Genomic DNA, 25,658 nt, shown 5'->3' with positions numbered 1-25,658 from the left:
TCTGTCCTGCCGGACATCTCCCCCGCAAGGGGGGAGATTGGATGTCGCGTATGCTTTCGCCAATCTCCAGCGTTGGAGAATGGGAGCCGAGCCCAAAACTGCTGATCTCCCCCCTTGCGGGGGAGATGGCCGGCAGGCCAGAGGGGGGTGCCTCGCGCCCTACCTATCAATGACCACCCGTCCCGTCATCGCCGCCGACATCGTCAAACTCTTCGCCATCCGCGACACCCACGCCGTGGAAGTCGCCGTGCTGCAGCCGGCCGATCCGTTCCTCGACATGGCGGGCGAGGACCTGCGCCGGCGCATCTTCCTGACCGAAAGCGAGACCGGCAAGACGCTGTGCCTGCGGCCCGAATTCACCATTCCGGTCTGCCTCGACCACATCGCCAGCCAGGCCGGAACGCCGCGCCGCTACTCCTATCTGGGCGAGGTGTTCCGCCAGCGCCGCGAGGGCGGCAACGAATTCTTCCAGGCCGGCATCGAGGACCTCGGCGATCGCGACACGGCCGCCGCCGATGCCCGCTCGCTGGCCGATGCGCATGCGCTGCTTTCGCTGGTGCTGCCCGGCCAGACACTTGCCGTCACGCTCGGCGACCAGACTTTGTTCGAAGCGGTGCTCGCCGCGCTCGGCTTGCCGCGCGGCTGGCGCATGCGCCTTGCGCGCGCCTTCGGCTCGGCGCCGATGCTGGAAGCAGCGCTCGCCGATCTCGCCAATCCGCCGCGCAACAGCCAACTCTCCGGTCCGGTCGCCTTGCTGGCGCTCGACGGCGACGCGGAAGGCCTCGCCGCGCATATCTCTGCCGGCATCGAGGAGGCCGGGCTGTCGGCATCGTCCGGCCGCGCGCCTGCCGACATCGCGCGGCGCCTGATCGAGAAAGCGCAACTGCGCAGCGTGCGGTTGTCCGACGAGGCGTTTTCGGCGCTGAAAGGTTTTCTCGAGATCGACGTCGCGCTCAGCGGCGCGACCGCGGCGCTCGAGAAATTCGCCGCCGATGCCGGCCTGTCGCTGGGACCGGCGCTGGAGAATTTCGCCGCCCGCGCCGAGGCGATCGAGGCGCATGGCCTGTCCTCGGCGCAAATCCGCTACGACGCCGCCTTCGGCCGTCCGCTCGATTACTATACCGGCCTGGTCTTCGAGATTGCCGCCGGTGACGGCGACCGCCCGCTGGCCGGCGGCGGCCGCTACGACCGGCTGCTGACGCTGCTCGGCGCCAAGAAGCCGATCCCCGGCGTCGGCTTTTCGGTTTGGCTCGACCGTATCGAAGCCTTGCGGGAGAGCGCGAAATGATCACGCTGGCGATCCCCTCGAAGGGCCGTCTCAAGGAACAGTCGCTCGAAGTGCTGGCCAAGGCCGGCCTGGCCGTCACGCTACCTGAGGACGACCGCAAATACCGTGCCCGCATCGACGGCCTCCACGATGTCGAGGTGGCCTTCCTGTCCGCGTCCGAGATCGCCGGCGAGATCGGCCAGGGCGCGGTCGATCTCGGCATCACCGGCGAGGACCTTTTGCGCGAGAACCTCGCCGATTGGGAAGCGCGCGCCGAGATCGTCGCCCGTCTCGCCTTCGGCCATGCCGATGTCGTGGTCGCCGTGCCCGACATCTGGCTCGATGTCGATACCATGGCCGACCTCGACGATGTCGCCGCCGATTTCCGCCAGCGCCACGGCCGGCGCTTGCGGATAGCTACAAAGTACTGGCGGCTGACGCAGCAGTTCTTTTCGCTCAAGCACGGCATCCAGGTCTACCGCATCGTCGAAAGCCTCGGCGCCACCGAAGGCGCGCCGGCGGCGGGACTGGCCGACGTCATCGTCGACATCACCACCACCGGCTCGACGCTGCGCGCCAACCACCTCAAGGTGCTGGGCGACGGCACGATCCTGAAGTCGCAGGCCTGCCTGGTGGCATCGAAAAAGTCTCGAGATGCAGCCGACGAGGCGCAGTTGCGCGACATTGCCGCAAAAATGGGCGCGCTGGTCGCCTAGAGCAATTTCAGGAAAAGTGTGAAGCGGTTTTCCGTCCGGAATTGCGTCAAAGAGCTTTAGCCACCTCTACCTTCGGCGGGTTTCCACCGCCTTTGCGGGCTGATAGGCTCGATCATCTCGGGAGGAGACGGCGATGGCGATCAAACTCGACGAGCTCATGAACGCCACCAATCTGCGCGGGCGCGGCGCCGGCGGCACCTTCATTGCCCCGCTGGGCGGCAAGGCGCATGTATCGGGCGATCGCTTGGTGCCCCTGCTCGACAAGACCATTCCCGAACTGTTTTCCGAAACGGTGAGCAAATACGCCACGCTCGACGCCGCCGTTTTCGTCGGCCAGGACAAGCGCTTCACCTGGAGCGAGCTCTCGGACGCGGTCGACGCCTTGGCCGCCGGCTTTCTGGCGCTGGGTCTGGAAAAAGGCGACCGCGTCGGCATCTGGTCGCCGAACCGTTGGGAATGGCTGGTGACGCAGTTCGCCACCGCGCGCATCGGCCTGATCCTCGTCAACATCAACCCGGCCTACCGGCTGACCGAGCTCGAATATGCCCTCAACAAGGTTGGGTGCAAGGCGCTCGTCACCGCCGCCCAATTCAAGACATCCGACTATCTCGGCATGATCGGAACGCTTGCGCCCGAGCTCGCCGCCGCCGAGCCCGGCAAGCTCAAGGCTAAGAAACTGCCAGCGCTGAAGATCGTCATCCGGATGGGCGACGACAATTCGCCCGGCATGTTCAATTTCGGCGATGTGCTGGCCATGGCCGGGCGTGACGAACATGACAGCCTCGACCGCATCTCCGAAGGCCTGAAGCCCGGCGACGCCATTAACATCCAGTTCACCAGCGGCACGACGGGTGCGCCGAAGGGCGCGGCGCTGACCCACTCCAACATCGTCAACAACGGCAATTTCGTCACTTCGGCGATCAGGCTCACCGTCGACGATCGGCTCTGCATCCCGGTGCCGCTTTACCATTGCTTCGGCATGTCGATGGGCACGATGGGCTGCGTCTCCAAGGGCGCCACCATGGTTTTCCCGGGCGAGGGCTTCGATGCCGGCGCGACGCTGAAAGCGGTCGTGCAGGAGCGCTGCACCGGCCTCTATGGCGGGCCGACCATGTTCGTCGCCATGCTCGACCATGTCGATTTTTCCAGCTTCGATCTCTCCAGCCTGCGCACCGGCATCATGGCCGGTTCGCCATGCCCGATCGAGGTGATGAAGAAGGTCGTCTCGCTCATGCACATGGCGCAAGTGACCATCGCCTATGGCATGACGGAGACCAGTCCCGTCTCCTTCCAGAGCAGCGTCGACGATCCGCTGGAAAAGCGCGTCTCCACCGTCGGTCGCATCCACCCGCATGTCGAGGTCAAGGCGATCGGCACCGACGGCGCCACCGCCGCGGTCGGCGAGCCTGGCGAGCTCTGCACGCGCGGCTATTCGGTGATGAAGGGCTATTGGGACGACGCCGACAAGACCCGCGAGGCGATCGACGCCGACGGCTGGATGCACACGGGCGACCTCGCCACGATCGACGCCGAGGGCTACTGCAACATCGTCGGCCGGGTGAAGGACATGGTCATCCGCGGCGGCGAGAACGTTTATCCGCGCGAGGTCGAGGAATTCCTCTATCGCCATCCCAAGATCAAGGAAGTTCAGGTCTTCGGCATTCCCGACGACAAATATGGCGAGGAGCTCTGCGCCTGGATCGTGCTGAAGCCCGGCCAGATCGCCACCGCCGAGGAGATCAAGGCTTTCTGCGCCGGCCAGATCGCGCATTACAAGGTGCCGCGCTACATCCGCTTCCGCACCGAGCTGCCGATGACGGTGACCGGCAAGCCACAGAAATTCCTGATGCGCGAGGCGATGGCGGAGGAATTGGGATTGGTGGCGCAGAAGACGACGTGAAACGGCATTTATGGACAACGAGTTTCCAAATTTTGCGGCGCTGAAAGCCGCCAAAATCGAAAACATAGATTATCGCATAGTCGTCCGGCGCGGCGCGCGAACCGGCAGTGCCATCGTCATCGCCCCGCATGGCGGCAAGATCGAGCCCCGCACCTCCCTGATCACCGAGACGATAGCAGGGGGCGATCTCGATATGTATTGCTTTGAAGGGCTCATGCCGGAAAGCAACCGGGAGCTGCACATAACATCCAGGAACTTTGACGAGGCAACCGCGCTGGAACTGTTGCGGACGAAGTCCACTGTCGTTGCTATCCACGGTCGCCAGGATCGGGATGATCTCGCGACAGTCTACATGGGCGGCAAGGACGCCGCGTTGGTTTCAGAGATAGCCTGGCGTCTGCAGGAGGCCGGCTTCCAGACAAAAAAGGATAACCATCCGTTTCCGGGTATCCAGGATTCGAACATCGTCAACCGAGGACTGACGGGCAAAGGCGCACAGCTGGAAGTGCCCTTCTCGCTGCGCCGTCGAATGGGGAACGAGTCGGAACTTCTGGAAAGATTCTGTGGGGCGGTTCGCAAGTCCATCGAGGCATTCGACGCCAGAAATGATGCCCGGTCCTCAATCGTGTTTTGAACGGTGCGCTTGGCGGGCAAAGATGCCCATGAGAGGTGCTCCCCACGCGCTTTTCCGCTAAGTTCGCGCAAACGCGTGGCGTTCGGGGGCTTGAATGACTGGTTACGGGCGGTCGGTGACTTCCTACACGATGCCGTTGGCCGCGCTGGTGATGGCTCTCGCGGTCAGGGCCGGCGGCCTTTCGGTCGACGAAGGGTCGCTGAACGCCAGGATACTGGTTGGAGCGCTGTCGAGCGCCATCATGTTCACCACCATTTTCGTGGTGCTCGACCACGCCGAGGCGCTCGCCCGGCGCATAGGGGAGCCCTACGGAACGCTGGTGCTGACTTTTGCGGTGACGGCAATCGAAGTGTCGATCATCGTCTCGATGATGCTGCATGGAGCAAACAACCCCACGCTGGCGCGCGAATCCGTTTTCTCGACGGTGATGATCACCTCCACTGGCGTTGTCGGGATATGTCTCACGCTTGGCGGCTGGCGCTATCGCAAGCAGGCGATCCTCCGGCAAGGGACAAGCGCCTACCTGTCGGTTCTGATCGCGTTGACCGTGATGACGCTTATTCTTCCGACCTACACCCAGGCCACGGGTCCCGGCACGTTTTCGGCGGCTCAGCTTGGTTTCGTCAGCGTCCTTTCGGTGCTTCTCTATGCGAGCTTCGTGTTTGCCCAGACCGTCCGGCACCGGGAGGACTTCGTCCAGGGACAGGCGCACGACGTTCCGATGCGAACCGCCTCCCACGACAGCATTTTCGTCAGCGCCCTGCTGCTGCTGAGCGGGCTCATCGGCATTGTCCTGCTCGCAGAGCAGGTCGCCGCGAGCGTGGAGGATGCGCTCGCGGCCTATAAGGTGACCCAGGCCGACAGCATCGTGGGAGCAATGATCGCGGCACTGGTTTTGATGCCGGAGGCGATCTCGGCGATCCGCGCCTCGTTCAAGAATGAGCTACAGCGCAGCCTGAACGTCGCGATGGGCTCGGCCTGCGCCACGATCGGCTTGACGATACCGGCGGTCGCGGCCGCCAGCCTGCTGACGGGCAGGGGGCTGACCCTGGGGCTTCCGGCCTCCGATGCCGTGCTTCTGGTGCTGGCGCTTTTCATATGCAGCGTCAGCTTCAGCACCGAAAGAACGACGTTCCTGACCGGCATGGTGCATGTCGTGGTGTTTTTTACCTATGTGTTCCTGATCTTTGTGCCGTGAAATGGTTGCAGCCTGCCATCAGGCGCAGGGATAGAAAGCGCCTCGAAAGGCGCCTCACATCCTCAGCACCGCCCGATCCAGCCCGCGTATGATCCGCGCCAGTTCCGCGCACTCGTCCTGGCGCACCTTGTTCTTGCGCCAGGCCATGCAGATCATGCGCTGCGGCATCGGCTCCTGGAACGGCACGATCCTCAGATCCGGCATGACCCCGGCGGCACTTGCCGCCATTTCCGGCACCAGCGTGACGCCGAGCCCATGCGCCACCATCTGCAGGAGCGTCGTCAGGCTGGTCGCGCCGTAGCTTGCCATCGCCACCGGCCGCACATTGCCGCAGACGGCCAGGGCCTGCTCGCGCAGGCAGTGGCCTTCCTCCAGAAGCATCAGCCGCTCAAGCGCCGGGCTCTCGGGCGGCACCGGCGGCGAGGCGAAGGCCGGATCGCCGGCGGGAACCGCGAGGAAGAAGCGGTCGGGAAACAGTTCTTCGGTGACGATTTTCGGCTGCTCAAGCGGCAAGGCCGCGATGAAGGCGTCGAGCCGGCCGGACGTCGCGTCCTCGACCAGCGACGCGGTCACCGCTTCGCGCAGTTCGAGCTGGAGGGAAGGGTAGTGCTTTCTCAACTCCGGCAGCACATGCGGCAGGAGGTAGGGCGCGACCGTCGGGATGATGCCCAGCCGGAAGCGTCCCTCCATGGTAGGGCGGCCGCGCCGGGCAGTCGTCTCGACGTCACGTATTTCGGCCAGAATGCGCTCGATACGCGGCTGCAGGGCAAGCGCCTCGTCGGTCATGCGCACCGTCTTGCCGCCGCGCTCGAACAACAGGCAGTTCAGCCGCTCTTCCATCTCGGCGATCTGCGCGGAAAGGGCCGGCTGGCTGACGCCGGCAAGCTTCGCTGCGCGGCCGAAATGCAGCGTCTGCGCCAGCGCGTCGAAATACTGCATCTGTCGGACGGTAAGGCCAATCATAAGAAAATCCTATCAAATGAAACAGGAAAGGCAATTTGTCTTTATCGGCTGGCCGGCCTAGTCTGGAATCATTCCAGGTTGGCGCGGCCAGCGGCCGCCCCCGAGAATTTCGGGAAAAATCAACCTCGGCAAAATTCAACCTCGGCAAAAACCTCTGCAGAATCGGAGACTAAGATGGACGCCAAAACCGACGATAACAGCGCTGGCAAATGCCCAGTGGCGCATGGATCCGCCGGCCGGACCAACCGTGACTGGTGGCCGAACCAGCTCGACCTTGCCGTCCTGCATCAGCAGTCGAACCTGTCGGACCCGATGGGCGAAGATTTCGACTACGCCAAGGAGTTCGCGAGCCTCGACCTCGATGCGGTGGTCAAGGACCTCACCAAGGTCATGACAGATTCGCAGGATTGGTGGCCGGCCGACTTCGGCCATTACGGGCCGCTCTTCATCCGCATGGCCTGGCACAGCGCCGGCACCTATCGCATCGGCGACGGCCGCGGCGGCGCCGGTGCCGGCCAGCAGCGCTTCGCGCCGCTGAACAGCTGGCCGGACAACGCCAATCTCGACAAGGCGCGCCGGCTGCTGTGGCCGGTCAAGCAGAAATACGGCCGCAAGATTTCGTGGGCCGACCTTCTGATCCTCACCGGCAACGTCGCGCTGGAATCGATGGGCTTCAAGACCTTCGGCTTCGCTGGCGGCCGCGCCGACGTGTGGGAGCCGGAGCAGGACGTGGACTGGGGCTCCGAAACCAAGTGGCTCGGCGATGAGCGCTATTCGGGCGACCGCGAACTGAGCGGCCACCTCGGCGCCGTGCAGATGGGCCTCATCTACGTCAACCCGGAAGGCCCGAACGGCAAGCCGGATCCGATCGCCGCCGCGCGCGACATCCGCGAGACCTTCGGCCGCATGGCGATGAACGACGAGGAAACCGTGGCGCTGATCGCCGGCGGCCATACCTTCGGCAAGACCCATGGCGCCGGTGACGCCTCGCTGGTGGGCGCCGAGCCCGAAGGCGCGGGCATCGAGGCGCAAGGCCTCGGCTGGTCGAGCAAATACGCCTCCGGCATCGCCGGCGACGCCATCACCTCGGGCCTCGAGGTCATCTGGACGACGACGCCGACCAAATGGAGCAACAACTTCTTCGACAACCTGTTCAATTACGAATGGGAGCTGACGAAGAGCCCGGCCGGCGCCCATCAATGGACGCCGAAGGCCGGCGCCGGAGCCGGCACCGTTCCGGACGCGCACAACCCCTCCAAGCGTCACGCGCCGGCGATGCTCACCACCGACCTCGCGCTGCGTTTCGACCCGGCCTACGAGAAGATCTCGCGCCGCTTCCACCAGCATCCGGAACAGTTTGCCGATGCCTTCGCCCGCGCCTGGTTCAAGCTCACCCACCGCGACATGGGCCCGGTCGTGCGCTATCTGGGTCCGCTCGTGCCGAAGGAAGAGCTGATCTGGCAGGATCCGATCCCGGCGATCGACCATGAGCTGGTGAGCGAGGCCGACATCGCTTCGCTCAAGGCCAAGATCCTGGCCTCCGGCCTCTCGGTCTCGGAGCTGGTCTCGACCGCCTGGGCTTCGGCCTCGACCTTCCGCGGCTCGGACAAGCGCGGCGGCGCCAATGGCGGCCGTATCCGGCTTGAGCCCCAGAAGGACTGGGAGGTCAACCAGCCGGCCCAGCTCGCAAAGGTGCTGGCCAAGCTGAAAGCTCTCCAGAAGGAGTTCAACGCCGCGCAGGCCGGCGGCAAGAAGGTCTCGCTCGCCGACCTCATCGTGCTCGGCGGCGCCGCCGCGATCGAGAAGGCGGCGAAGGACGGTGGCACCGAGGTGACGGTGCCCTTCACGCCGGGCCGCATGGACGCTTCGCAGGAGCAGACGGATGTCGCCTCCTTCGCTGCCCTGGAGCCGAAGGTCGATGGCTTCCGCAATTATGCTCGCGGTCGGTTGCCGATGTCGGTCGAAGCGATGCTGGTCGACCGCGCCCAACTCCTCACGCTGACGGCGCCCGAACTGACCGTACTGGTCGGCGGCCTGCGCGTGCTCGGCGCCAATGCCGGCGGCTCCAAGCATGGCGTCTTCACCGACAGGCCGGGCACGCTGACCAATGACTTCTTCGTCAATCTGCTCTCGATGGCGACGGTGTGGGATCCGGCGGCCGGCTCAGAGCCGGGCTCGGACGAGGTCTACGAAGCGCGCGACCGCAAGACCAAGCAAGTGAAGTGGACCGGCACCCGTGCCGACCTGATCTTTGGCTCGCACGCGCAGTTGCGCGCGCTCTCCGAGGTCTACGGCTCGGCCGACGCCAAGGCGAAGTTCGTCAAGGATTTCGTCAAGGCCTGGACCAAGGTGATGAACGCCGACCGCTTCGACATCGCCACGAAGTAAGATCGCATCCTCCCAACGAAAAAGGCGCGGGTCATGCCCGCGCCTTTTTTGCATTTATCCAGAGCTATCAGTCTTTCTCGAAGATGCCGGCCTTGGCGACCACGCCGGCAATCGCTCCACCGATCAGCGGCGCGACGATGAACAGCCAGAGCTGGCTGAGCGCAGCACCGCCCGAAAACAGCGCCGGGCCGATCGAGCGCGCCGGATTGACCGAGGTGCCGGTCACCGGGATCATGGCGAAGTGGATCCCCGCCAGCGTCAGGCCGATGACCAGGCCGGCAAAGGCGGTGGTGTGCTTGGCGTTGGTGACGCCGAGGATCACCGTGACGAAGGTGAAGGTGCCGATCAGCTCCCACAGGAAGGCCGAGCTCATGCCCCATTTCGTCTCGTCCCAGCCATTGGCGCCGAAGCCGCCGGTGTGGCCGCCAGCCTGGCCCGATACGATGATCCACAGCGCCAGCGAGGCGATGATGGCGCCGATGACCTGCGCGATCCAGTAGGGGACGACATCCTTGGCCGGCATCCGCCCCGCCAGGAACACGCCCAGCGTCACCGCCGGATTGAGATGCGCGCCCGAGATCGGGCCGATCGCATAGGCCGCGGCGATCAGACCGATGCCGAACGCCAGGCCGATGCCTTCCTGTCCGAGCGGCAGCGCGCCGCCGAAACCGCCCGTGACCACGGAGGCGGTGCCGATGAACACCAACAAAAATGTGCCGAGAACTTCTGCCAGATAAGTCTTCATTGCCCTCTCCTTGTCGGACCCGCCAAACCGCGTTTCCCGCGCCGCGAATCACTGGTGGAAGAGTATTCCTGTGGACAACACTTGCAAAGCTGGGAGGTTAAGCAGGTCGGCTTTCTTGCAGGCGTCAATCAAAACATTAGAAGTCTTTCATGTTCTGATCGATTGTTCTTGTTTCCCGGCCGCACCTCTCGCCATGGAAAAACCGTTCGGCCAAATCGTCCGGTCTTGAAACGTCATTTCATCGGCAAACCGAATGGAACTGTTTCAATCCTGGCCTGAAAGGCTTTAAGAGCGGGCTGGACCCGATTTGTAAACAGCTACGGAAAACAGGATGCGACTGGGCGGAAGGCTGGCGGCGGCGATAGAGATTCTGGAAGACATCGGCCGGCGTCACCGGCCGGTGGCCGACGCCCTGCGCGACTGGGGCCTGTCGCATCGCTTCGCCGGTGGCGGCGATCGCGCGGCGATCGGCAACATCGTCTATGACGCGTTGCGCCGCAAACGCTCGGCCGGCTGGCTGTTCGGCGAGGACACGCCGCGCGCCATCGGCTTTGGCGCGCTTCTGTTGGAATGGGGCCAGACGGCGCAGTCGCTCAACGACGCGCTCGATGGCGACAAATTCGCGCCGCCGCTGCTCGACGCCGGCGAGCTGAAGGCAGCCGCCGGCCGCAGGCTGGCCGACGCGCCCGACGTGGTGCGCGCCGATATCCCGGACTGGTGCGCGCCGCTGCTCAAGCGAGCCTATGGCGAGGCCTGGGTCGAGGAAGGCGCCGCCCTGGCGCAGCGCCCGCCGCTGGATCTGAGGGTCAACACGCTCCAGGCCGATCGTGCCAAGGTGCTGGCCGAGCTCCAGGGCACGGGTGCCGCGCCGGCGGCGATCGCGCCGCACGGCATCCGCATCCCGCCGATCGATGGCGATGGCCGGCACCCCAACGTGCAGGCCGAGCCGGCCTTCCAGAAAGGCTGGTTCGAAGTGCAGGACGAGGGTTCGCAGCTTGCCGCGGCACTTGCCGGCGCCGCGCCCGGCATGCAGGTGCTCGACTATTGCGCCGGCGCCGGCGGCAAGACGCTGGCGCTGTCGGCCGAGATGGACAATCGGGGCCAGCTCTTCGCCCATGATGCGGAGAAGGTGCGGCTGGCGCCGATCTTCGAGCGCATCCGCCGTTCGCACAACCGCAACGTCCAGGTCGTCAGCAAGCCCGCCGAGCTTGCGCCGCTCGCCAACCACATGGATATCGTGCTGATCGACGCGCCCTGCACCGGCAGCGGTACCTGGCGGCGACGGCCCGACGCCAAATGGCGGCTGACGGAAAGGCAGCTCGATGCCCGCAAGGGAGAGCAGCAGGCGATCCTCGACACGGCGCAGGCCTTCGTCAAGCCGGGCGGCTTGCTGGTCTACATCACCTGTTCGGTGTTCGATGCCGAGAACGGCGAGCAGGTCGCGGCCTTCCGCGAGCGCCATGAAGGCTTTGCGCCGGTCGATCATCGTCAGCTCTGGGATGGCCGCTTCCTTGGTCATGAAGGGGCCGCGCGTATCGGCGAAGGCGGCGGCATCTCGCTGTCACCGGCGTTGAGCGGCACCGACGGGTTCTATTTCCACGCCGTGCGCCGGGCTGCTTGAAGACAGCCGCTTTTGCTGCGCTGCAGCATAAAAGATTGCCTGTTTTGCCGGGCTCTGCAATAAACTTCGCCAGCAATATGAGGCAAAGCGCCATGGCGGCAGCCAAGATCGTACCCGCTCCCGACTTCGAGGAACGCGTCAGGGCGTCCTTTGCCCGGCAGGAGGCGATGGCCACGATCGGCGCCGAGCTGACGCTGGTGACGCCCGGCATCATCGAGATCGAGATGCCTTATTCCGCCTCGCTTACCCAGCAGCATGGCTTCCTGCATGCCGGCGTCATTTCGACCGCGCTGGATTCGGCCTGCGGCTATGCCGCGTTTTCACTGATGCCACAGAATTCCAGCGTGCTGACCATCGAGTTCAAGGTGAATCTCCTGGCTCCGGGCAGGGGCGAGCGGTTCCTGTTCCGCGGTTCCGTGACCAAACCCGGGCGCACCATCATCGTCGCCGACGGCCAGGCCTATGCCTTCGCCGCCGATGGCGAGGCCAAGCTGATCGCCACCATGACCGGCACGATGATGACGGTGGTCGGCCGCGACGGAATAGAAGGCTGATCCATGGCGGGTGCAGTTCAGATTGCCGGCAAGGCGGTTCTCTTCGTCATGGCGGTCGAGGCCGAATACGGCCCGCACCTGAAAAACCTGTTCACGCCGCTGATGACCGGCGTCGGCCCGGTCGAGGCCGGTGTCAGGCTGGGCGCCGAGCTTGCGGCGTTGAAAGCCGAGAGAGCGCTCCCGGACCTGGTTGTTTCGCTGGGCTCGGCCGGCAGCCGCAAGCTGGAACAGGCCGAGATCTACCAGGTCGTGTCGGTGAGCTATCGCGACATGGACGCTTCGCCGCTCGGCTTCGAGAAGGGCGCGACGCCTTTCCTCGACCTGCCGGTGACGGTGCCGCTGCCTTTCGTCATCCCGGGTGTCAAGGCCGCCTCGCTCTCGACCGGCGGCGCGATCATTTCCGGCGCCGCCTATGACGTCATCGATGCCGACATGGTCGACATGGAGACCTTCGCCTGTTTGCGCGCTTGCCAGTTGTTCGGCGTGCCGCTGGTCGGCCTGCGCGGCATTTCCGACGGCGCGGCCGATCTCAGGCACGTCAACGACTGGACGGAATATCTGCACGTGATCGACGAGAAGCTGGCCGCTGCCATCGACTTGCTGGAGCAGGCGGTCGTCTCCGGCGCAATCCGGCTGGGATAGGCCAAAAAGGACGGAAAGCCGCAGCGCTGAGCCCATTGCGCCGACTCGTTTCTTTCTCTAAAGGCTCGCCATGACGACGACAGCCAATCACACCGACACCGTACTGATTGTCGATTTCGGCAGCCAGTTCACCCAGCTTATCGCCCGCCGCATCCGCGAGGCCGGCGTCTTTTCCGAGATCGTGCCGTTCCAATCGGCCGAAGCGGCCTTCAAGCGCATCAAGCCGAAAGCGGTGATCCTGTCGGGCGGTCCGGCCTCGACCACCGATATCGGCAGCCCGCGCGCGCCGCAGGTCGTCTTCGACGCCGGCGTGCCGGTGCTCGGCATATGCTATGGCCAGATGGCGCTCTGCGTGCAGATGGGCGGCGTCGCCGAAAGCTCCAACCATCGCGAGTTCGGCCGCGCCTTCGTCGAGATCGAGAAGGAGAGCCCGCTGTTCGAAGGCCTGTGGGCGCCCGGCCAGCGCCACCAGGTGTGGATGAGCCATGGCGACCGCGTCATCGAACTGCCGCCGGGCTTCAAGGTGCTCGGCAAGTCGGAAAGCTCGCCCTTCGCCATCTTCGGCGATATCGAGCGCAAGATGTACGGCATCATGTTCCATCCGGAAGTGGTGCACACGCCGGACGGCGCCAGGCTGCTCCGGAACTTCGTCCACAACATCGCCGGCATCGAAGGCGACTGGACGATGCGCGCCTATCGCGAGCACGCGGTCGAAACGATCCGCAAGCAGATCGGCAAGGGCAAGGTCATCTGCGCGCTCTCGGGCGGCGTAGACTCTTCGGTCGCCGCACTTCTGATCCACGAAGCGGTCGGCGACCAGCTGACCTGCATCCTCGTCGACCATGGCTTGATGCGCAAGGACGAGGCGGCAAGCGTGGTGGAGATGTTCCGCCAGCACTACAACCTGCCGCTGATCCTGGTCGACGCCTCCGACCGCTTCATCTCGGCGCTGGAAGGCGAGGCCGATCCCGAAAAGAAGCGCAAGACCATCGGCCGCCTGTTCATCGAAGTGTTCGAGGACGAGGCGAAGAAGCTCGGCGGCGCCGATTTCCTGGCGCAGGGCACGCTCTATCCCGATGTCATCGAAAGCGTCTCCTTCTCCGGCGGCCCGTCGGTGACGATCAAGTCGCACCATAATGTCGGCGGTCTGCCCGAGCGCATGAACATGAAGCTGGCCGAGCCGCTGCGCGAACTGTTCAAGGACGAGGTGAGGGCGCTCGGCAAGGAGCTCGGCCTGCCCGAAAGCTTCATCGGCCGCCATCCGTTCCCCGGTCCCGGCCTCGCCATACGCTGCCCTGGCGGCATCACGCGCGAGAAGCTGGAGATCCTGCGCGAGGCCGACGCCATCTATCTCGACGAGATACGCAAGGCCGGACTCTACGACGCGATCTGGCAGGCCTTCGCGGTGCTGCTTCCGGTGCAGACGGTCGGGGTCATGGGCGACGGCCGCACCTACGAATTCGTCTGCGCTTTGCGTGCCGTGACCTCCGTCGACGGGATGACGGCCGACTTCTACCACTACGACATGAACTTCCTGGGTGCGGCCGCCACCCGCATCATCAACGAGGTCAAGGGTATCAACCGCGTCGTCTACGACGTGACCTCGAAGCCGCCCGGCACAATCGAGTGGGAGTAGAGGGAGAACGGCGGCAATAGCGTAGTTTCGGCGGTGGTTTTCGCTGCCCTATGAATTGCCTTCATGTCTCACTCTTGCTCGGCTGGGGATCTCAATCTCGAGATGGCAGGCCGATCTGGGCCCGCATCCCGTAAAGTGCTTTCGAATGGTGCGAGCGGTGTAGCGTAGAATTGCCTGCGTAAAGGCGTGTCCGCTTTGCTCCTCGTCTCGGCCGTTTAAGCGGGCCTTGCTCGTTCCTGAAGCGGACTATCAACAACAACGCCAGCGTATTGCGCACAAGCGCTATCCAGCGGCCTGCTCCATCTCTTTCATGTCCTGAAAGCGATCCGCAATCCGCGGATGGAGCCGGCCACCGTCCGCCGCGCCGATGGCCATGACGATCTCGTCCTCGGCCGGGCCGTCGGCGATCTGAAAGTTGGCGGTGATGAAATGCGAGCGCCGGCCGTTCTCGCTCTTGTCCATCATCGGCAGCGACAGCAGCGCGCCTGGCGCGTTGCGGGTGTTGCAGAATTCGAGGTAGGTCGTGCCGCCGACAGCGTCGCGGAACACGTTGCCGAAGCGCAGCGTGTGGATCATGGCCGAGGCGTGCTCGATCTCGCCTGCGACCCCGACGGCCGCGGCCTTGCCATAGCTTTCGATACGTTCCGCCGGCATAAGCGCGAGCAGGCGATACGACCCCGAAATGGTCTCGGAGGTGCTGGAGACGATGACCGGACTGGCCCGCGACGGCATGACCATGGTGTGCGTGACGCATGAGATGGGCTTTGTCCGGGCAGTGGCCGACCGCGTCCTCTTCATGGATGCCGGACAGATCATCGAGGAGGGCACGCCAGGCGCATTTTTCGGCCGCCCGCGTCATGACCGGACGAAGCTGTTTCTCAGCCAGATATTGAAGCACTAATGCATGTCGCGTAAAAGTGTGCAGCGGTTTTGCGATAACGACATGCATGAAAACACAGGCTTAAAGCGCGTCGCCTGAATCCGCTTCAGCGCGACGCGCTTTAGCCTTCCTGGGAAGGCAGAAGACAGAATCCAGTCGAATAGCGACGCGGCACCGTTGATGGTGGACTTTACCTGGCTCGTCCCTGCACGATGCGGTCGATCACCATGGCACAGAGCAGAATGGCGAAGCCCGCGAGCAAACCCTGGCCGACAGCGGCGTATTGCAGGGCATTGAGTACGTCTTCTCCGAGCCCCTTGGCGCCAATCAGCGACGCGATGACCACCATCGAAAGACACATCAGGATGGTCTGGTTGATGCCGGCCATGATCGACGGCATGGCGAGAGGAAGGTCGACCCGCGTCAGCAGGAACCATCGCGTGGCGCCATAGGCTTGTGCGGCTTCGCGGATTGCCGGCGGAACGCCTTGCAGGCCAAGCGCCGTCAACCGCACGACGGGCGGCGTGCCGAAGATCAGCGTGGCGATCACACCAGGCGGCTTGCCGATGCCGAACAGCGCGATCACCGGGATGAGATAGACGAAGGCCGGCATGGTCTGCATAAAGTCTAGCACCGGCCGCAAGGCGGTGTAGACGCGCGGCCTGCGGCCACACCAGATGCCAAGTGGGATTCCGATCACCAGGCAAAGCACCGCCGAGGTTCCAAGCAGCGCCACCGTTTCGAGACTTTTTTCCCAGAAGCCGAGCAGGGCGAGATAAGCGAGCGCAGCGGCGGTGAAGATGGTGACCCGCGACCCGGCCAACTGCCAGGCGAGGATCAGGATGACCGCCATCGTCACCGGCCATGGCATGCCGGTCAGCGCGTAGGACAGACCGTCGAGTACCAGCGATATGCCGCCGGTGACTGCGCCGAAGAAGCCTTCGCCCGCATGCGATATCCCTTCCATCAGCCCGTCCAGCCCCGACGACAGGCCAACCTGCCAATCGCGATTGGAAGGCGCCGCCATGACCCAGCCGGCCGGGTTTGCCCAGGCGAAACGGTAAATTGAGAGGCCATAGGCCAAGATGCAGAAGATAAACGCGCACAGCGCAAGCGGATAGTTGAGCCCATGCCCCAAAGCCTGGTTCGATCGCCAGCGGGCGAAGCGGCGCTCGAGCAGCCGGTTGGCAAGGAACCCGCTTATGATCCGCGCGAAAAGCAGCGTCAAAAGGCCCGTTCCGATCAGCAAAGGCGCTTTCTGCCCGGCCGCCTGTGCTTGTTCGCTTGCCTTGTCCGCGGCTCTCTGCAACGCCGCGGCCGACGATTTCAAACCCTCGGCATTGTCCGCGCCTGAAGCTTGCGCCGCCTGTGCCTGTTCGGCCCGCGCCGTAGCTTGCTTGGTCAGCCGCTCGGCGCGCGCCTGCTCGGCCGCGCCGAGATTGCCGACCGCGCCGATGCCGACCTGAACGACCGCGAGCATTTCGAGAAAGAAGACGATCCAGAACACCACCGCGATGCCACGCGCCGCCGCCCAGACCGGACCGAGCACCGCGGCTGCGACGTTGAAGGGCCAGACAGAATTTTGCGCCCGCCGGATGCGGGAAAAGCGGTCGACATAATAATGCGGGTTCTGAACGGCGAACTCTTCGACCAGGCGGTCTTCAGTCGGCGGTTCGAGCCGCCCAGTGGCGTGCGGATCATGGGCGCTCACGATTGTCCGCCCTTTCGCAATCCATCCAGGAGAAGCTGCCTGTCGACGACGCCGACAATTGTTCCCTCTGCGTCCGTCACGGCCAGCGGCGCCTCATCCTGGGCCGCGAGTTCCACCAGTTCCCCGAGCGGCTGCTGCGCGACCACCCGGCGCAAAGATCTCACGTCCGACTGCGGGTTCTTTGCGCTGAAACCGCTGACGGGCTCCATGATGCGACCGGCGGTGATCACCTTCAGCCGCGAAATGTCGGCGACGAATTTAGCCACGTAGTCGTGCCTGGGAGCCGTCACGATGTCTTCGGGCGTGTCGATCTGGATGATGATCCCGTCCTTCATGATGGCGATGCGGTCGCCGATACGGATCGCTTCATCCAGGTCGTGGGTGATGAACACCACTGTCTTGCCCATCGACCGCGAGAGTTCCAGGAATTCATCCTGAAGCTGACGCCGGATCAGCGGGTCGAGTGCGCTGAACGGCTCGTCCATCAGAAGGATAGCCGAATCCGCCGCCAGCGCGCGGGCCAAGCCGACGCGCTGCTGCATGCCGCCCGAAAGCTCGTGGCAGTAGCGGTCGCCCCATCCCGAGAGATTGACCTTGGCGAGCGCTGCCTCGGCGACGTCGAAGCGTTTCTGCTTGCTCGCCGCCTGGATTTCCAGCGGCAGCGCGACGTTGTCGCGCACTGTGCGGTGCGGCAGCAGCCCGAAGCTCTGAAACACCATGCTGACCTTGCGCGACCTGATCGTCCTCAACTCGGCAGGCGTCTTCGTCATGATGTTCTCGCCGTCGACGAAAATCTCGCCGGCGGAGGGTTCGAGCAGTCGGTTGATATGGCGGATCAAGGTCGATTTGCCGCTGCCCGACAGACCCATCACGCAGAAGATTTCGCCGGGTGCGACCGAGATACTGACATCGGCCACGCCGACGACGCAGCCGAACCGCTTGACCACGTCCTCCTTGTCCAGCCTGTCGCGCAGGATGGATGCCATGGCCTCGGGCGCGCGCGGACCGAACACCTTCCAGACGCCGTTCATGACGATAGCGGGCGGAGCGGCCGAGCCGCTCCGCTTAGGGTTCAGGTTGGCCGACACGGCGTCCACGCCTACGCTTCCCGGCCATGGTCGCCGTGCGCCACTCCGCTCAGTGGCCGAACCACTTTGCCACGTCGCCCGGATGGACCTTGATCCACTCCTTGGCCAGCTCGTCGGCCGGCTTCTTGTCGACGATGATAGCGTATGCCCATTTCGAGATGTCGTCCGGGTTGAAGCTCATACGCTCCAGCGCCGCCGTCAGGTCCGGCTGGCGCTGCGCCAGCGTGGCAGCATAGGCAACATGCACGGTGGTGTCAGCATAGGCCGACGACACCTTCGATTTTTCGAACCATTGCGGATCGTCGTTGGGCTGCACGACGACGAATTTCGCCGGGTCGTTCTTCGGCTCGGTCAGGAAGGCGAGCTTGTAGCGGGCGAAATTCTGGTGTGGGCTGTAGCAATAGCCGACCCATGGTTTGTCGGCTTTCGCCGCGCGGTCGAGCGAGGCCGCCGCCACCGCTTCGTCGGTGACCTGCAGGTCGAAGAAATCGGCAAAACCGTAATCACGCGCCCTGACCTTCTCGATGTTGGTCGACTGCCAGCCAGACGCGCCGATCCACATCTCGCCTTTGCCGTCGCCATTGGTGTCGAACAGCTTGGCGTTGTCCGGGTTGGCGAGATCGGAGACATCCTTGATGTGATATTTGTCGACCGTGACCTGGGTGACGCAATAGCCCTGCTTGGCTTCGTAGCCGTTTTGGGCGAGCTTCACGGTGCCAGCGCCCTTGACGTACTTGTCGACAAGGCCTTGCTGGTTGGGCAACCAGACGTCCGGCCAGATATCGACCTCGCCCTTGCCGCGATTCATCGCTTCCCAGATCACCGGAACGGCGGTGGTCGTCACCGTCGAAACATCCAGCCCCAGTTCCTGCTCGGCCGCGTTCTTGATGACGTTCATGACCGCCGTCGCGGTGGCGTAATTCGGGTCTGGCATCGTCACGTCGGCAGCATAAGAAGAAGCCGCGGGCGTCAGCATAAGGACGCCGAGTGCGGTCTTGAGCAGGTAGCCTTTCATGGTGTTCCCCAACTTGGTTGCGCTGATTTCATTCAGTCTACCCATCAGGTTAGCGGAACATGCAGGCAATCCATCCCAAATTTCATCACATAAGGAAAATCGATGGAGTGCATAAGGTCGCTGGCGTTCCGCAACGTGCTCTGAGCCAGGTCGCTCTAGAAATAGGCTTGATCGGGCTCACTGGCCTTTCGGTTGGCAATGAAGGCCTGCAGCGCCTCGTCGATCGCCGGATCGAGGCCGGGGTCGTGGTAGTCCTCGAGCAGCCGCTTCCATTGCCGGTTGGCGCGCTGCGCGGCATCCAGCCGTCCTTCCTCGTTCCACTGCTCGAAGGAATTGTTGTCGCTGATGGAGGATCGGTAGAAGGCGGAAAGGAAGTTGGCTTGCGTATGCTCGCTGCCGAGGAAATGCGAGCCCGGCCCGACTGCCTCGATGGCCTCCATCGCTTGCGCGTTGACGGAAAGATCGATGCCCTCGAACAGGCTGGCGAGCTTGCCGCAGAGGTCGGCGTCGATGACCGTCTTCTCGAAGCCGGTCACTAGCCCACCCTCGAGCCAGCCGGTGGCGTGGTTGATGACATTGGCGCCGGCAAACATCGACATCAATATACCCCAGGTCGCCTCCTGCTCGGCCTGGGCATCGGGAAGCTTGGAAGCCGACAGCGAACCGACGGTGTGGAACGGCACGCCCACGCGCCGCGCCAATTGCCCACAGGCAAGCACCATCTTGCCGGCCTCCGGCGTGCCGAAGGTCGGCGCGCCGCTCTGCATCGAGATGGTGCTGGCGAAGCTCCCCATCAGGCAGGGCGCGCCGGGATTGATCAACTGCACGAGGCTGAGGCAGGCAAGCGCTTCGGCCAGCACTTGCGCCAGCGTGCCGGCGACGGTGCAAGGACTCATCGCGCCAGCCAGTGTCCAGGGCGTGCAGGCGACCGGCTGGTTGTTGCGCGCATAGACCTTCAGCGAGCCGGACATGTTGGCGTCGAGCACCAGCGGCGCATTGGTGTTGGAGACGTTATAAAGCACGGCGTTGTTGGCGACGAATTCTTCGCCGAAGACGATCTTGGCCATGTCGACCGCGTCCTGCGCCCGCTTCGAGCCGATGAACGCGCCCATGAAGGCGCGGTCCGAATGACGGATGTGGGTATAGAGCATGTCGAGATGGCGCTTGTTGGCCGGCAGGTCGACCGGCTCGCAGACGACGCCGCCCGAATGATGCAGATGCGGGATCATCTGGTGCATCTTCACCAGATCGCGAAAATCCGCGATCGTCGCATAGCGGCGGCCGCGATCGAGGTCATGCACGAAGGGCGGTCCCCAGGATGGGCAGAGCACCGTATTGTCGCCGCCGATCATCACCGTGTTCTCGGGATTTCGCGCATGCTGCTTGAATTGCGAAGGCGCGGTGGCGCGGATGATCTTGCGGCACATGCCGGGCTCGAAGCGTACCCTCGTCCCCTGCACGTCGGCGCCGGCGTTGCGGAAGATATCGAGGATCTCGGGATCGTCATGGAATTCCATGCCGACTTCCTTGAGCAACTGGTCGGCATTGGCTTCGATCAGGCTCAGCCCCCCCTCATCGAGGATGTTGAAGGTGCCGATCATGCGGCGGATATAGGGGCGCCGCGGCGCCTGCCGCGCGCTGCGCTGGCCGAGCCTTCCTGCGCGGCCGCCGGTTCTCGGAGCATGCGTTTCGGTGGTGATCGTCGCTTCCTTGTCCATGGTCTGCTCCGATATCAAGCGGGCGTTAAGGCAGACTGCTCGGCGGGCTGAAGTCCGCGAAGCCGCATATTGGCTGGGTCGTAAGGCGCCTCGCGAAGCTCACGCGCGGAGAACTCCCGGCCGAGGATGGAAACCGTCAATTGCTGCGGCGAGATACCGGGCCGCAGATAGGCGAGGGCAAGCGTCTTGCCGGTCCGGAAACCACGCGCGCCGGAGGTGACGATCCCGACGGGGCGGCCTGCCTGCATCACCGCGTGGGCGTAGAAAGGCAGACGTTCACCGTCATCGTCGATCTCGAGCAACGCCATTGTCCAAGAGTTGTCGCCGACGCGTGCCAGCATCGCCTCGCGGCCGACGAATGTCCGCCCCTCGGTTTTGACCAAAGCGCTCAATCCAGCCTCCAGCGGCGTCCGCTCGGTGGTCAGGTCCGCGCCCCAGCCGCGATAGCTTTTTTCCAGCCGCATCGCGTTCAGCGCATAGATGCCAAACGGACGTAGGTCGAACTGCGCGCCGGCCTTGGCGACCGCTTCGTAAAGCTTACCGAATTGCGCGAGTTGCACATGCAATTCCCACCCGAGCTCACCTGCATAGGAGACCCGAAGTGCAGCCGCCTTGATGCCCGCCACCCGGATGATCTGCGCGGAAAGCCAGGGAAATGCCGTATTCGACAGATCCGCTTCGCAGATCTTTGCCAGCAGGTCGCGGGCGCGCGGCCCCATCACCCCCAGCACCCCCCGTCTTTCCGTGACGTTGTCGATCGTCACGCCAGGAAATTCCGCGGCGCGCGAGCGCAGCAGATCCTCGTCATGCCTTTCCGCGAGGGCGGCGCTGGTGAGATAGAACCCGTCATCGCCGAAGCGCGTCACGGTAAATTCCGACGCCACGCCGCCATTCGCGGTCAGCATGTGAATGAGGCCGATGCGGCCGAGGCGTTCGGGTGGCCGGTTGGCGCCGAGCGACGCCATGAACGCGCTGGCGCCGGGCCCGCCGATCTCGAATTTGGAAAAGGCGGAGAGGTCGATGGCGCCGACGCTGTCCTGCACGGCAAGGCACTCGCCACGCACGGCGTCGAACCAGCCGGGCTTGCGGAAGGTCAGCGGCGGATCGCGGACGGCGCCTTTGACGGCGAACCAGTTTGGCCGCTCCCAGCCATAGGCGACGCCCAGCACGGCGCCCTGGCTTTTTTGAAGGTCCAGCGCCGGCGTCGTGCGACGCGGCCGGCCGGCGTCGCGTTCTTCGTTGGGATAGTGGATCCCGAATTGCAGGCCGAACCCTTCGACCGCCTTGTCGATGCGATAGTCGCGGTCGGCATAGTTGCCGAAGCGGCGCGGATCGATGGCGAGCGCATCGCTGCGCGGCGCCCCGTCGATGATCCAGTCGGCAAGGAAACGGCCGGCGCCGCCGCCTTCCATCACGCCCATGCTGGAGCCGGTGAGCAGCCATGCATTGCCGAGGCCAAAGGCAGGGCCGATCAGCGGGTTGGCGTCGGGCGTGAAAGTGATCGGGCCGTTGACCACTGTCTTGATGCCGGCATTGGCGAGCGCTGGCACCCGGTCCATGGCCAGCGCGATGATGTGCTCGACGCGGTCGAGATCGGGCGGCAGCAATTCCATGCCGAACTCCGGCGGCACCCCGTCGATCGCCCACGGATGGGCCGACTTCTCATAAGGGCCGACGATGTAGCCGTCGCGCTCCTGGCGCAGGTACCAGCTTTCTTCCGGATCGCGGATGATCGGCAGTTCCTTGGCGCCGGCGGCGATGCGCTCGGCGATTTCCGGAACGGTGTCGGTCACGACATATTGGTGCAGCATCGGCACGACAGGCAGGTCGATGCCCATCATTGCGCCGATCTCTCGGCACCATGTGCCGGCGGCGTTGACGATATGCTCGGCAACGATGTCGCCCTGCTCCGTGCGCACCAGCCATTCGCCGGACGGCTTGCGCTCGATCCCCAGTACCGGATTGTGCCGCACGATCTCGGCGCCACGCGAGCGCGCGCCAGCGGCCATGGCATTGGTGGCCAGTGTCGGATCGACATGGCCGTCATTAGGCTCGTAGATTGCGCCGATGACCTCGTCCGTGTGGCAGAGCGGATAGATATCCTTGAGCTCGGCTGGACTCAGGATGTGGAAGTCATGACCGACGAACCGGCCGAGCCCTTGCACATGGCGGAACTCATCCATGCGCGCTTTCGAGCGGGTGATGCGCAGCGCGCCGCTGGCATGAAAGCCGGTTGGCAGTCCGGTCTCGGCGGTCAGTATCTCGCGATAGAGCCGCACCGAATGGGCGCGCATCTCCATGATCGTTGCATTGTGGGCGAAATGCGTGCAGAGCCCCGCCGCATGCCAGGTTGAGCCTGCCGTCAGCTCCTGTCTCTCGACAAGCATGACATCGCTCCAGCCTCGCTTGGCAAGGTGATAGAGCAGCGACACGCCCATGGCGCCACCGCCGATAATGACCACGCGGGCATGTTGTCTCATAGCGTCTCCTCCGCATGTCGGCGCATGCGCATTCCGGTTGGGTCGTAAGGCGGTTTGTCGAGCGTACGCATTTTGTAGCGTGTGCCGGCGACCGCGATTTCGTAGTCAGACTGAAAGAGCTGCGTTTTCGGCTCGCCCGGATCGCTGGCGACGTAGCCAAGGCAAAGGCTGAGGCCCGTGCGCGCGCCGAGCCCGCCCGAGGTCGTCAATCCGGCCAGCTTGCCGTTTCGATAGATCGGCTCGTCATGCAGCAGAAGGGGGTTAGCTCCTTCAACGGCGAAATGCATCAGCCGGCGCTGTACGCCCTCGGCCTTCTGCCTAAGCAGCGCCTCGCGGCCGATGAAATCGCTCTTCTTCCAGGATACCGCAAAAGAGAGGCCCGCCTCCAATGGCGTGTCCTTCGGACCGATATCGTGTCCCCAATGGCGGTAGCCCTTTTCCAAGCGGCAGCCATCGAGTGCGTAGTGCCCGCAAAGCGCCAAGCCATAGCCGCTGCCAGCCGAGATGATCGTGGCAAACACGCTTTCGGCATGCTCTACCGGCACGTAAAGTTCGAAGCCGAGCTCGCCGACAAAACTGACTCGGATGGCGCGGACGTTGGCGGTGCCGATATCTATGCGTTGTGAGGTGGAAAATGGAAATGCCGCATCGGAAAGATCGGCGTCGGTCAGGCCTTGCAGCAGGTCGCGCGAGCGCGGCCCCATGATGCCGAGAACGGCCTCAGCGGATGTGGCGTCGAAGACCGAAACATTGAGGCCAAGATCTTCGGCATGGCGGCTAATCCAAGCGAGGTCTTTCTGCCTTGTCGCTGCACCCGAGATCACACGGAAAGCATCCGCTCCGACCCGCGCGACCGTCACGTCGGCCTCGATGCCGCCGCGCGCATTGAGCATCTGTGTATACACGGCGCGGCCTTCGGACCGGTCGACATCGGCCGTGCACAGCCTCTGCATCAGCTTGGCCGCGTCGCGTCCGCGCACGTCGATCTTGGTGAAGGGCGAAAGCTCGAACAGTCCGACGCCTTGCGTCATCCGCTCGGCTTCGGCCTTGGCTGCGCCCCACCATTTCTGGGTACCCACGGAGTAGCCGCGCGTCTCCTCTCCGCCGAACCACAGCGGCCGCTCCCAGCCGGTCGGTGCGCCGAACACGGCGCCGGCTTCTGCGAAGGTCCTATGAAAGGCGGAACGCCTCACATCGCGACCGGCGGTTGCCTGCTTGTAGGGCCAGTGCATGCGGAAGAGATCGGCAACTGATTCTTCCATCCTGGCGCCGACAAAGGAACGCGCCGCAGCCGAGCGGTCGAAACGGGCGATATCGAGCGCCCAGAGATCAAGCCCGGGCTCGCCGTCGACGATCCACTCGGCCATCGCCTTGCCGGCACCGGCCGACGACATCATACCGGTCGAGTTGAAGCCGGCGGCGACATAGAAGCCGCGCAGATAGGGCGACTCGCCCATCAGCGGACGTGTATCCGGCGTAAAGCTCTCCGGCCCGTTCATGAAATGCCGTATGCCGGTTTGCGAAAGCGCCGGCAGAAGCTTCAGCCCGGCAGACATGAACGGTTCGAACTGCTCCCAATCCTCCGGCAGTTCGAGGAAAGGCCTGTCACCCGCCGGTCCGCGGACGTCGAAGATCTTGGCATTCGGCTCGAACCCGCCCAGCACCAGCTTGCCGGAATCGCCCTTGATGTAGATGCCTTCGTCGAGGTCGCGCAGGATCGGGAACGGATCCTGCAGGCCGGTGATCGGCTCGGTCACCACATACATGTGCTCGACCGCCTGCAGCGGCACCGGAACGCCCGCCAGCGCGCCGATATCGCGTGCCCAGGCGCCCGCGCAGTTGACGACGATCTCGCAATCGATGGTGACGCCCGCAGCCAACGTGACGCCGGCGACCCGGCCATTACGGATTACTATGCCTGAACAAGAAACCCCTTCCAGGATACGGATGCCAGCCGCGCGGACGCGCTTGGCGTAGGCGGCGCAGATGTCGACCGGATTGGCCTGACCGTCTTCCTCGACCCAGAGCGCGCCTTCAACCCCGTCGGCGACGATGCCGCGCACGCGTTCCGCCACGCCGGCCTGATCGACGATCCCCACCGTCAGGCCGCAGACATCGCCCATATGCGCGATGCGCTTCAACTCGTCCATGCGCTCCGGACCCCGCGCCAGCCAGAGGCCGCCGGTGCGCCTGTAGCCGGACGCCTGGCCGGTCAGCTCCTCGAGGCGTGGAAACAGCTCGGTCGCATATTGCGCCAGCCTTGTCAGGTTGAGGCTGGCGCGCAACGGACCGACGATTCCGGCTGCATGCCAGGAAGTGCCGCTGGTCAGCTGGTGGCGTTCCAGGAGGACGACATCGCTCACACCCAATTCAGCCAGGTGATAGGCTATGCCGAGGCCAATGACTCCGCCGCCAATGATCACGATGCGTGCGCTGTCATTCACCTTGTAAGCTACCTTTGCTGGATCGAACCGGGCGATCTTTTCCGCCAAGCCTCTTGCG

The 25,658-nt window shown here is 64.3% G+C and carries 18 protein-coding genes and 2 pseudogenes; 11 read left to right on the top strand and 9 right to left on the bottom strand.

What is annotated here, in order from left to right; all coding sequences use genetic code 11:
• Nucleotides 1-169: 169 nt before the first annotated feature.
• From FJ417_RS04565 to FJ417_RS04545, 5 genes are all read left to right on the top strand, one after another.
• Entirely contained in the window at nt 170-1,288 is a 1,119-nt protein-coding gene (locus FJ417_RS04565) for an ATP phosphoribosyltransferase regulatory subunit (RefSeq protein WP_140782634.1), read from the top strand.
• Nucleotides 1,285-1,983, top strand: coding sequence for an ATP phosphoribosyltransferase (hisG, locus tag FJ417_RS04560; protein ID WP_140782633.1), 699 nt, complete (start codon nt 1,285-1,287; stop codon nt 1,981-1,983). The genes FJ417_RS04565 and hisG overlap by 4 nt, the downstream gene beginning before the upstream one ends.
• Nucleotides 1,984-2,116: 133 nt before the next feature.
• Nucleotides 2,117-3,883, top strand: coding sequence for an AMP-binding protein (locus tag FJ417_RS04555; protein ID WP_140782632.1), 1,767 nt, complete (start codon nt 2,117-2,119; stop codon nt 3,881-3,883).
• A gap of 10 nt (nt 3,884-3,893) precedes the next feature.
• Complete coding sequence (locus tag FJ417_RS04550) at nt 3,894-4,517, top strand: poly-gamma-glutamate hydrolase family protein (protein WP_140782631.1); 624 nt, start codon at nt 3,894-3,896, stop codon at nt 4,515-4,517.
• Between the two features lie 130 nt (nt 4,518-4,647).
• Complete coding sequence (locus FJ417_RS04545; RefSeq protein WP_246687398.1) at nt 4,648-5,715, top strand: calcium:proton antiporter; 1,068 nt, start codon at nt 4,648-4,650, stop codon at nt 5,713-5,715.
• A gap of 54 nt (nt 5,716-5,769) precedes the next feature.
• Here FJ417_RS04545 and FJ417_RS04540 read toward each other — a convergent pair whose 3' ends face one another.
• Entirely contained in the window at nt 5,770-6,678 is a 909-nt protein-coding gene (locus tag FJ417_RS04540) for a hydrogen peroxide-inducible genes activator (protein WP_140782629.1), read from the bottom strand.
• Nucleotides 6,679-6,852: 174 nt separating this feature from the next.
• Here FJ417_RS04540 and katG point away from each other — a divergent pair, with 174 nt between their 5' ends.
• Complete coding sequence (katG, locus tag FJ417_RS04535) at nt 6,853-9,066, top strand: catalase/peroxidase HPI (RefSeq protein WP_140782628.1); 2,214 nt, start codon at nt 6,853-6,855, stop codon at nt 9,064-9,066.
• A 67-nt stretch (nt 9,067-9,133) separates the two neighbouring features.
• On the opposite strand, the gene FJ417_RS04530 is transcribed toward katG, so the two are convergent.
• Nucleotides 9,134-9,811, bottom strand: coding sequence for an MIP family channel protein (locus FJ417_RS04530; protein WP_140643940.1), 678 nt, complete (start codon nt 9,809-9,811; stop codon nt 9,134-9,136).
• A gap of 331 nt (nt 9,812-10,142) precedes the next feature.
• On the opposite strand from FJ417_RS04530, the gene FJ417_RS04525 reads away from it, so the two are divergent.
• The 4 genes from FJ417_RS04525 (at nt 10,143) to guaA (ending at nt 14,264) form a co-directional block, all read left to right on the top strand.
• The gene (locus tag FJ417_RS04525) at nt 10,143-11,432 is read left to right on the top strand and encodes an RsmB/NOP family class I SAM-dependent RNA methyltransferase (protein WP_140782627.1); all 1,290 of its coding nucleotides are present in this window, start codon (nt 10,143-10,145) and stop codon (nt 11,430-11,432) included.
• Between the two features lie 92 nt (nt 11,433-11,524).
• Nucleotides 11,525-11,986 carry a PaaI family thioesterase gene (locus FJ417_RS04520; RefSeq protein ID WP_140643944.1) on the top strand — a complete coding sequence of 154 codons (462 nt, stop codon included), beginning with the start codon at nt 11,525-11,527 and terminating at the stop codon, nt 11,984-11,986.
• A 3-nt stretch (nt 11,987-11,989) separates the two neighbouring features.
• Nucleotides 11,990-12,628, top strand: coding sequence for a 5'-methylthioadenosine/S-adenosylhomocysteine nucleosidase (locus FJ417_RS04515; RefSeq protein WP_140782626.1), 639 nt, complete (start codon nt 11,990-11,992; stop codon nt 12,626-12,628).
• Nucleotides 12,629-12,698: 70 nt separating this feature from the next.
• Nucleotides 12,699-14,264: a glutamine-hydrolyzing GMP synthase gene (guaA, locus tag FJ417_RS04510; protein ID WP_140782625.1), complete on the top strand. Its 1,566-nt coding sequence runs from the start codon at nt 12,699-12,701 to the stop codon at nt 14,262-14,264.
• 282 nt (nt 14,265-14,546) lie between these two features.
• Here the strand turns inward: guaA and FJ417_RS04505 are convergent.
• Nucleotides 14,547-14,933, bottom strand: a pseudogene (locus FJ417_RS04505) (amino acid synthesis family protein); the annotation flags it as partial.
• A gap of 4 nt (nt 14,934-14,937) precedes the next feature.
• Here FJ417_RS04505 and glnQ point away from each other — a divergent pair.
• Nucleotides 14,938-15,165 (top strand): annotated as a pseudogene (gene glnQ / locus FJ417_RS04500) (glutamine ABC transporter ATP-binding protein GlnQ); the annotation flags it as partial.
• A gap of 169 nt (nt 15,166-15,334) precedes the next feature.
• On the opposite strand, the gene FJ417_RS04495 reads toward glnQ, so the two are convergent.
• From FJ417_RS04495 to FJ417_RS04470, 6 genes are all read right to left on the bottom strand, one after another.
• Complete coding sequence (locus tag FJ417_RS04495) at nt 15,335-16,855, bottom strand: ABC transporter permease subunit (RefSeq protein ID WP_210240637.1); 1,521 nt, start codon at nt 16,853-16,855, stop codon at nt 15,335-15,337.
• Nucleotides 16,852-17,886: a betaine/proline/choline family ABC transporter ATP-binding protein gene (locus FJ417_RS04490; protein ID WP_140782742.1), complete on the bottom strand. Its 1,035-nt coding sequence runs from the start codon at nt 17,884-17,886 to the stop codon at nt 16,852-16,854. Before FJ417_RS04490 ends, FJ417_RS04495 begins: the two co-directional genes overlap by 4 nt.
• Before the next feature lie 106 nt (nt 17,887-17,992).
• Nucleotides 17,993-18,958, bottom strand: coding sequence for a glycine betaine ABC transporter substrate-binding protein (locus FJ417_RS04485; protein WP_181183152.1), 966 nt, complete (start codon nt 18,956-18,958; stop codon nt 17,993-17,995).
• Nucleotides 18,959-19,113: 155 nt separating this feature from the next.
• The gene (locus FJ417_RS04480) at nt 19,114-20,676 is read right to left on the bottom strand and encodes a trimethylamine methyltransferase family protein (protein ID WP_140782623.1); all 1,563 of its coding nucleotides are present in this window, start codon (nt 20,674-20,676) and stop codon (nt 19,114-19,116) included.
• A gap of 14 nt (nt 20,677-20,690) precedes the next feature.
• Complete coding sequence (locus FJ417_RS04475; protein WP_140782622.1) at nt 20,691-23,156, bottom strand: FAD-dependent oxidoreductase; 2,466 nt, start codon at nt 23,154-23,156, stop codon at nt 20,691-20,693.
• Nucleotides 23,153-25,600, bottom strand: coding sequence for an FAD-dependent oxidoreductase (locus FJ417_RS04470; protein WP_140782621.1), 2,448 nt, complete (start codon nt 25,598-25,600; stop codon nt 23,153-23,155). The genes FJ417_RS04475 and FJ417_RS04470 overlap by 4 nt, the downstream gene beginning before the upstream one ends.
• Between the last annotated feature and the right edge of the window lie 58 nt (nt 25,601-25,658).

This window comes from Mesorhizobium sp. B3-1-7, from assembly GCF_006439385.1.
Classification (GTDB): domain Bacteria; phylum Pseudomonadota; class Alphaproteobacteria; order Rhizobiales; family Rhizobiaceae; genus Mesorhizobium.
Note: the sequence above shows the minus strand (reverse complement) of the source record. Positions and strands in the feature narration are given on the sequence as shown.

Excerpts from the sequence above, each read along its gene's own strand:
- FJ417_RS04565 (WP_140782634.1), top strand. The coding sequence starts at position 170 with ATGACCACCCGTCCCGTCATCGCCGCCGACATCGTCAAACTCTTCGCC.
- hisG (WP_140782633.1), top strand. The coding sequence starts at position 1,285 with ATGATCACGCTGGCGATCCCCTCGAAGGGCCGTCTCAAGGAACAGTCG.
- FJ417_RS04555 (WP_140782632.1), top strand. The coding sequence starts at position 2,117 with ATGGCGATCAAACTCGACGAGCTCATGAACGCCACCAATCTGCGCGGG.
- FJ417_RS04550 (WP_140782631.1), top strand. The coding sequence starts at position 3,894 with ATGGACAACGAGTTTCCAAATTTTGCGGCGCTGAAAGCCGCCAAAATC.
- FJ417_RS04545 (WP_246687398.1), top strand. The coding sequence starts at position 4,648 with ATGCCGTTGGCCGCGCTGGTGATGGCTCTCGCGGTCAGGGCCGGCGGC.
- FJ417_RS04540 (WP_140782629.1), bottom strand. The coding sequence starts at position 6,678 with ATGATTGGCCTTACCGTCCGACAGATGCAGTATTTCGACGCGCTGGCG.
- katG (WP_140782628.1), top strand. The coding sequence starts at position 6,853 with ATGGACGCCAAAACCGACGATAACAGCGCTGGCAAATGCCCAGTGGCG.
- FJ417_RS04530 (WP_140643940.1), bottom strand. The coding sequence starts at position 9,811 with ATGAAGACTTATCTGGCAGAAGTTCTCGGCACATTTTTGTTGGTGTTC.
- FJ417_RS04525 (WP_140782627.1), top strand. The coding sequence starts at position 10,143 with ATGCGACTGGGCGGAAGGCTGGCGGCGGCGATAGAGATTCTGGAAGAC.
- FJ417_RS04520 (WP_140643944.1), top strand. The coding sequence starts at position 11,525 with ATGGCGGCAGCCAAGATCGTACCCGCTCCCGACTTCGAGGAACGCGTC.
- FJ417_RS04515 (WP_140782626.1), top strand. The coding sequence starts at position 11,990 with ATGGCGGGTGCAGTTCAGATTGCCGGCAAGGCGGTTCTCTTCGTCATG.
- guaA (WP_140782625.1), top strand. The coding sequence starts at position 12,699 with ATGACGACGACAGCCAATCACACCGACACCGTACTGATTGTCGATTTC.
- FJ417_RS04490 (WP_140782742.1), bottom strand. The coding sequence starts at position 17,886 with ATGAACGGCGTCTGGAAGGTGTTCGGTCCGCGCGCGCCCGAGGCCATG.
- FJ417_RS04485 (WP_181183152.1), bottom strand. The coding sequence starts at position 18,958 with ATGAAAGGCTACCTGCTCAAGACCGCACTCGGCGTCCTTATGCTGACG.
- FJ417_RS04480 (WP_140782623.1), bottom strand. The coding sequence starts at position 20,676 with ATGGACAAGGAAGCGACGATCACCACCGAAACGCATGCTCCGAGAACC.
- FJ417_RS04475 (WP_140782622.1), bottom strand. The coding sequence starts at position 23,156 with ATGAGACAACATGCCCGCGTGGTCATTATCGGCGGTGGCGCCATGGGC.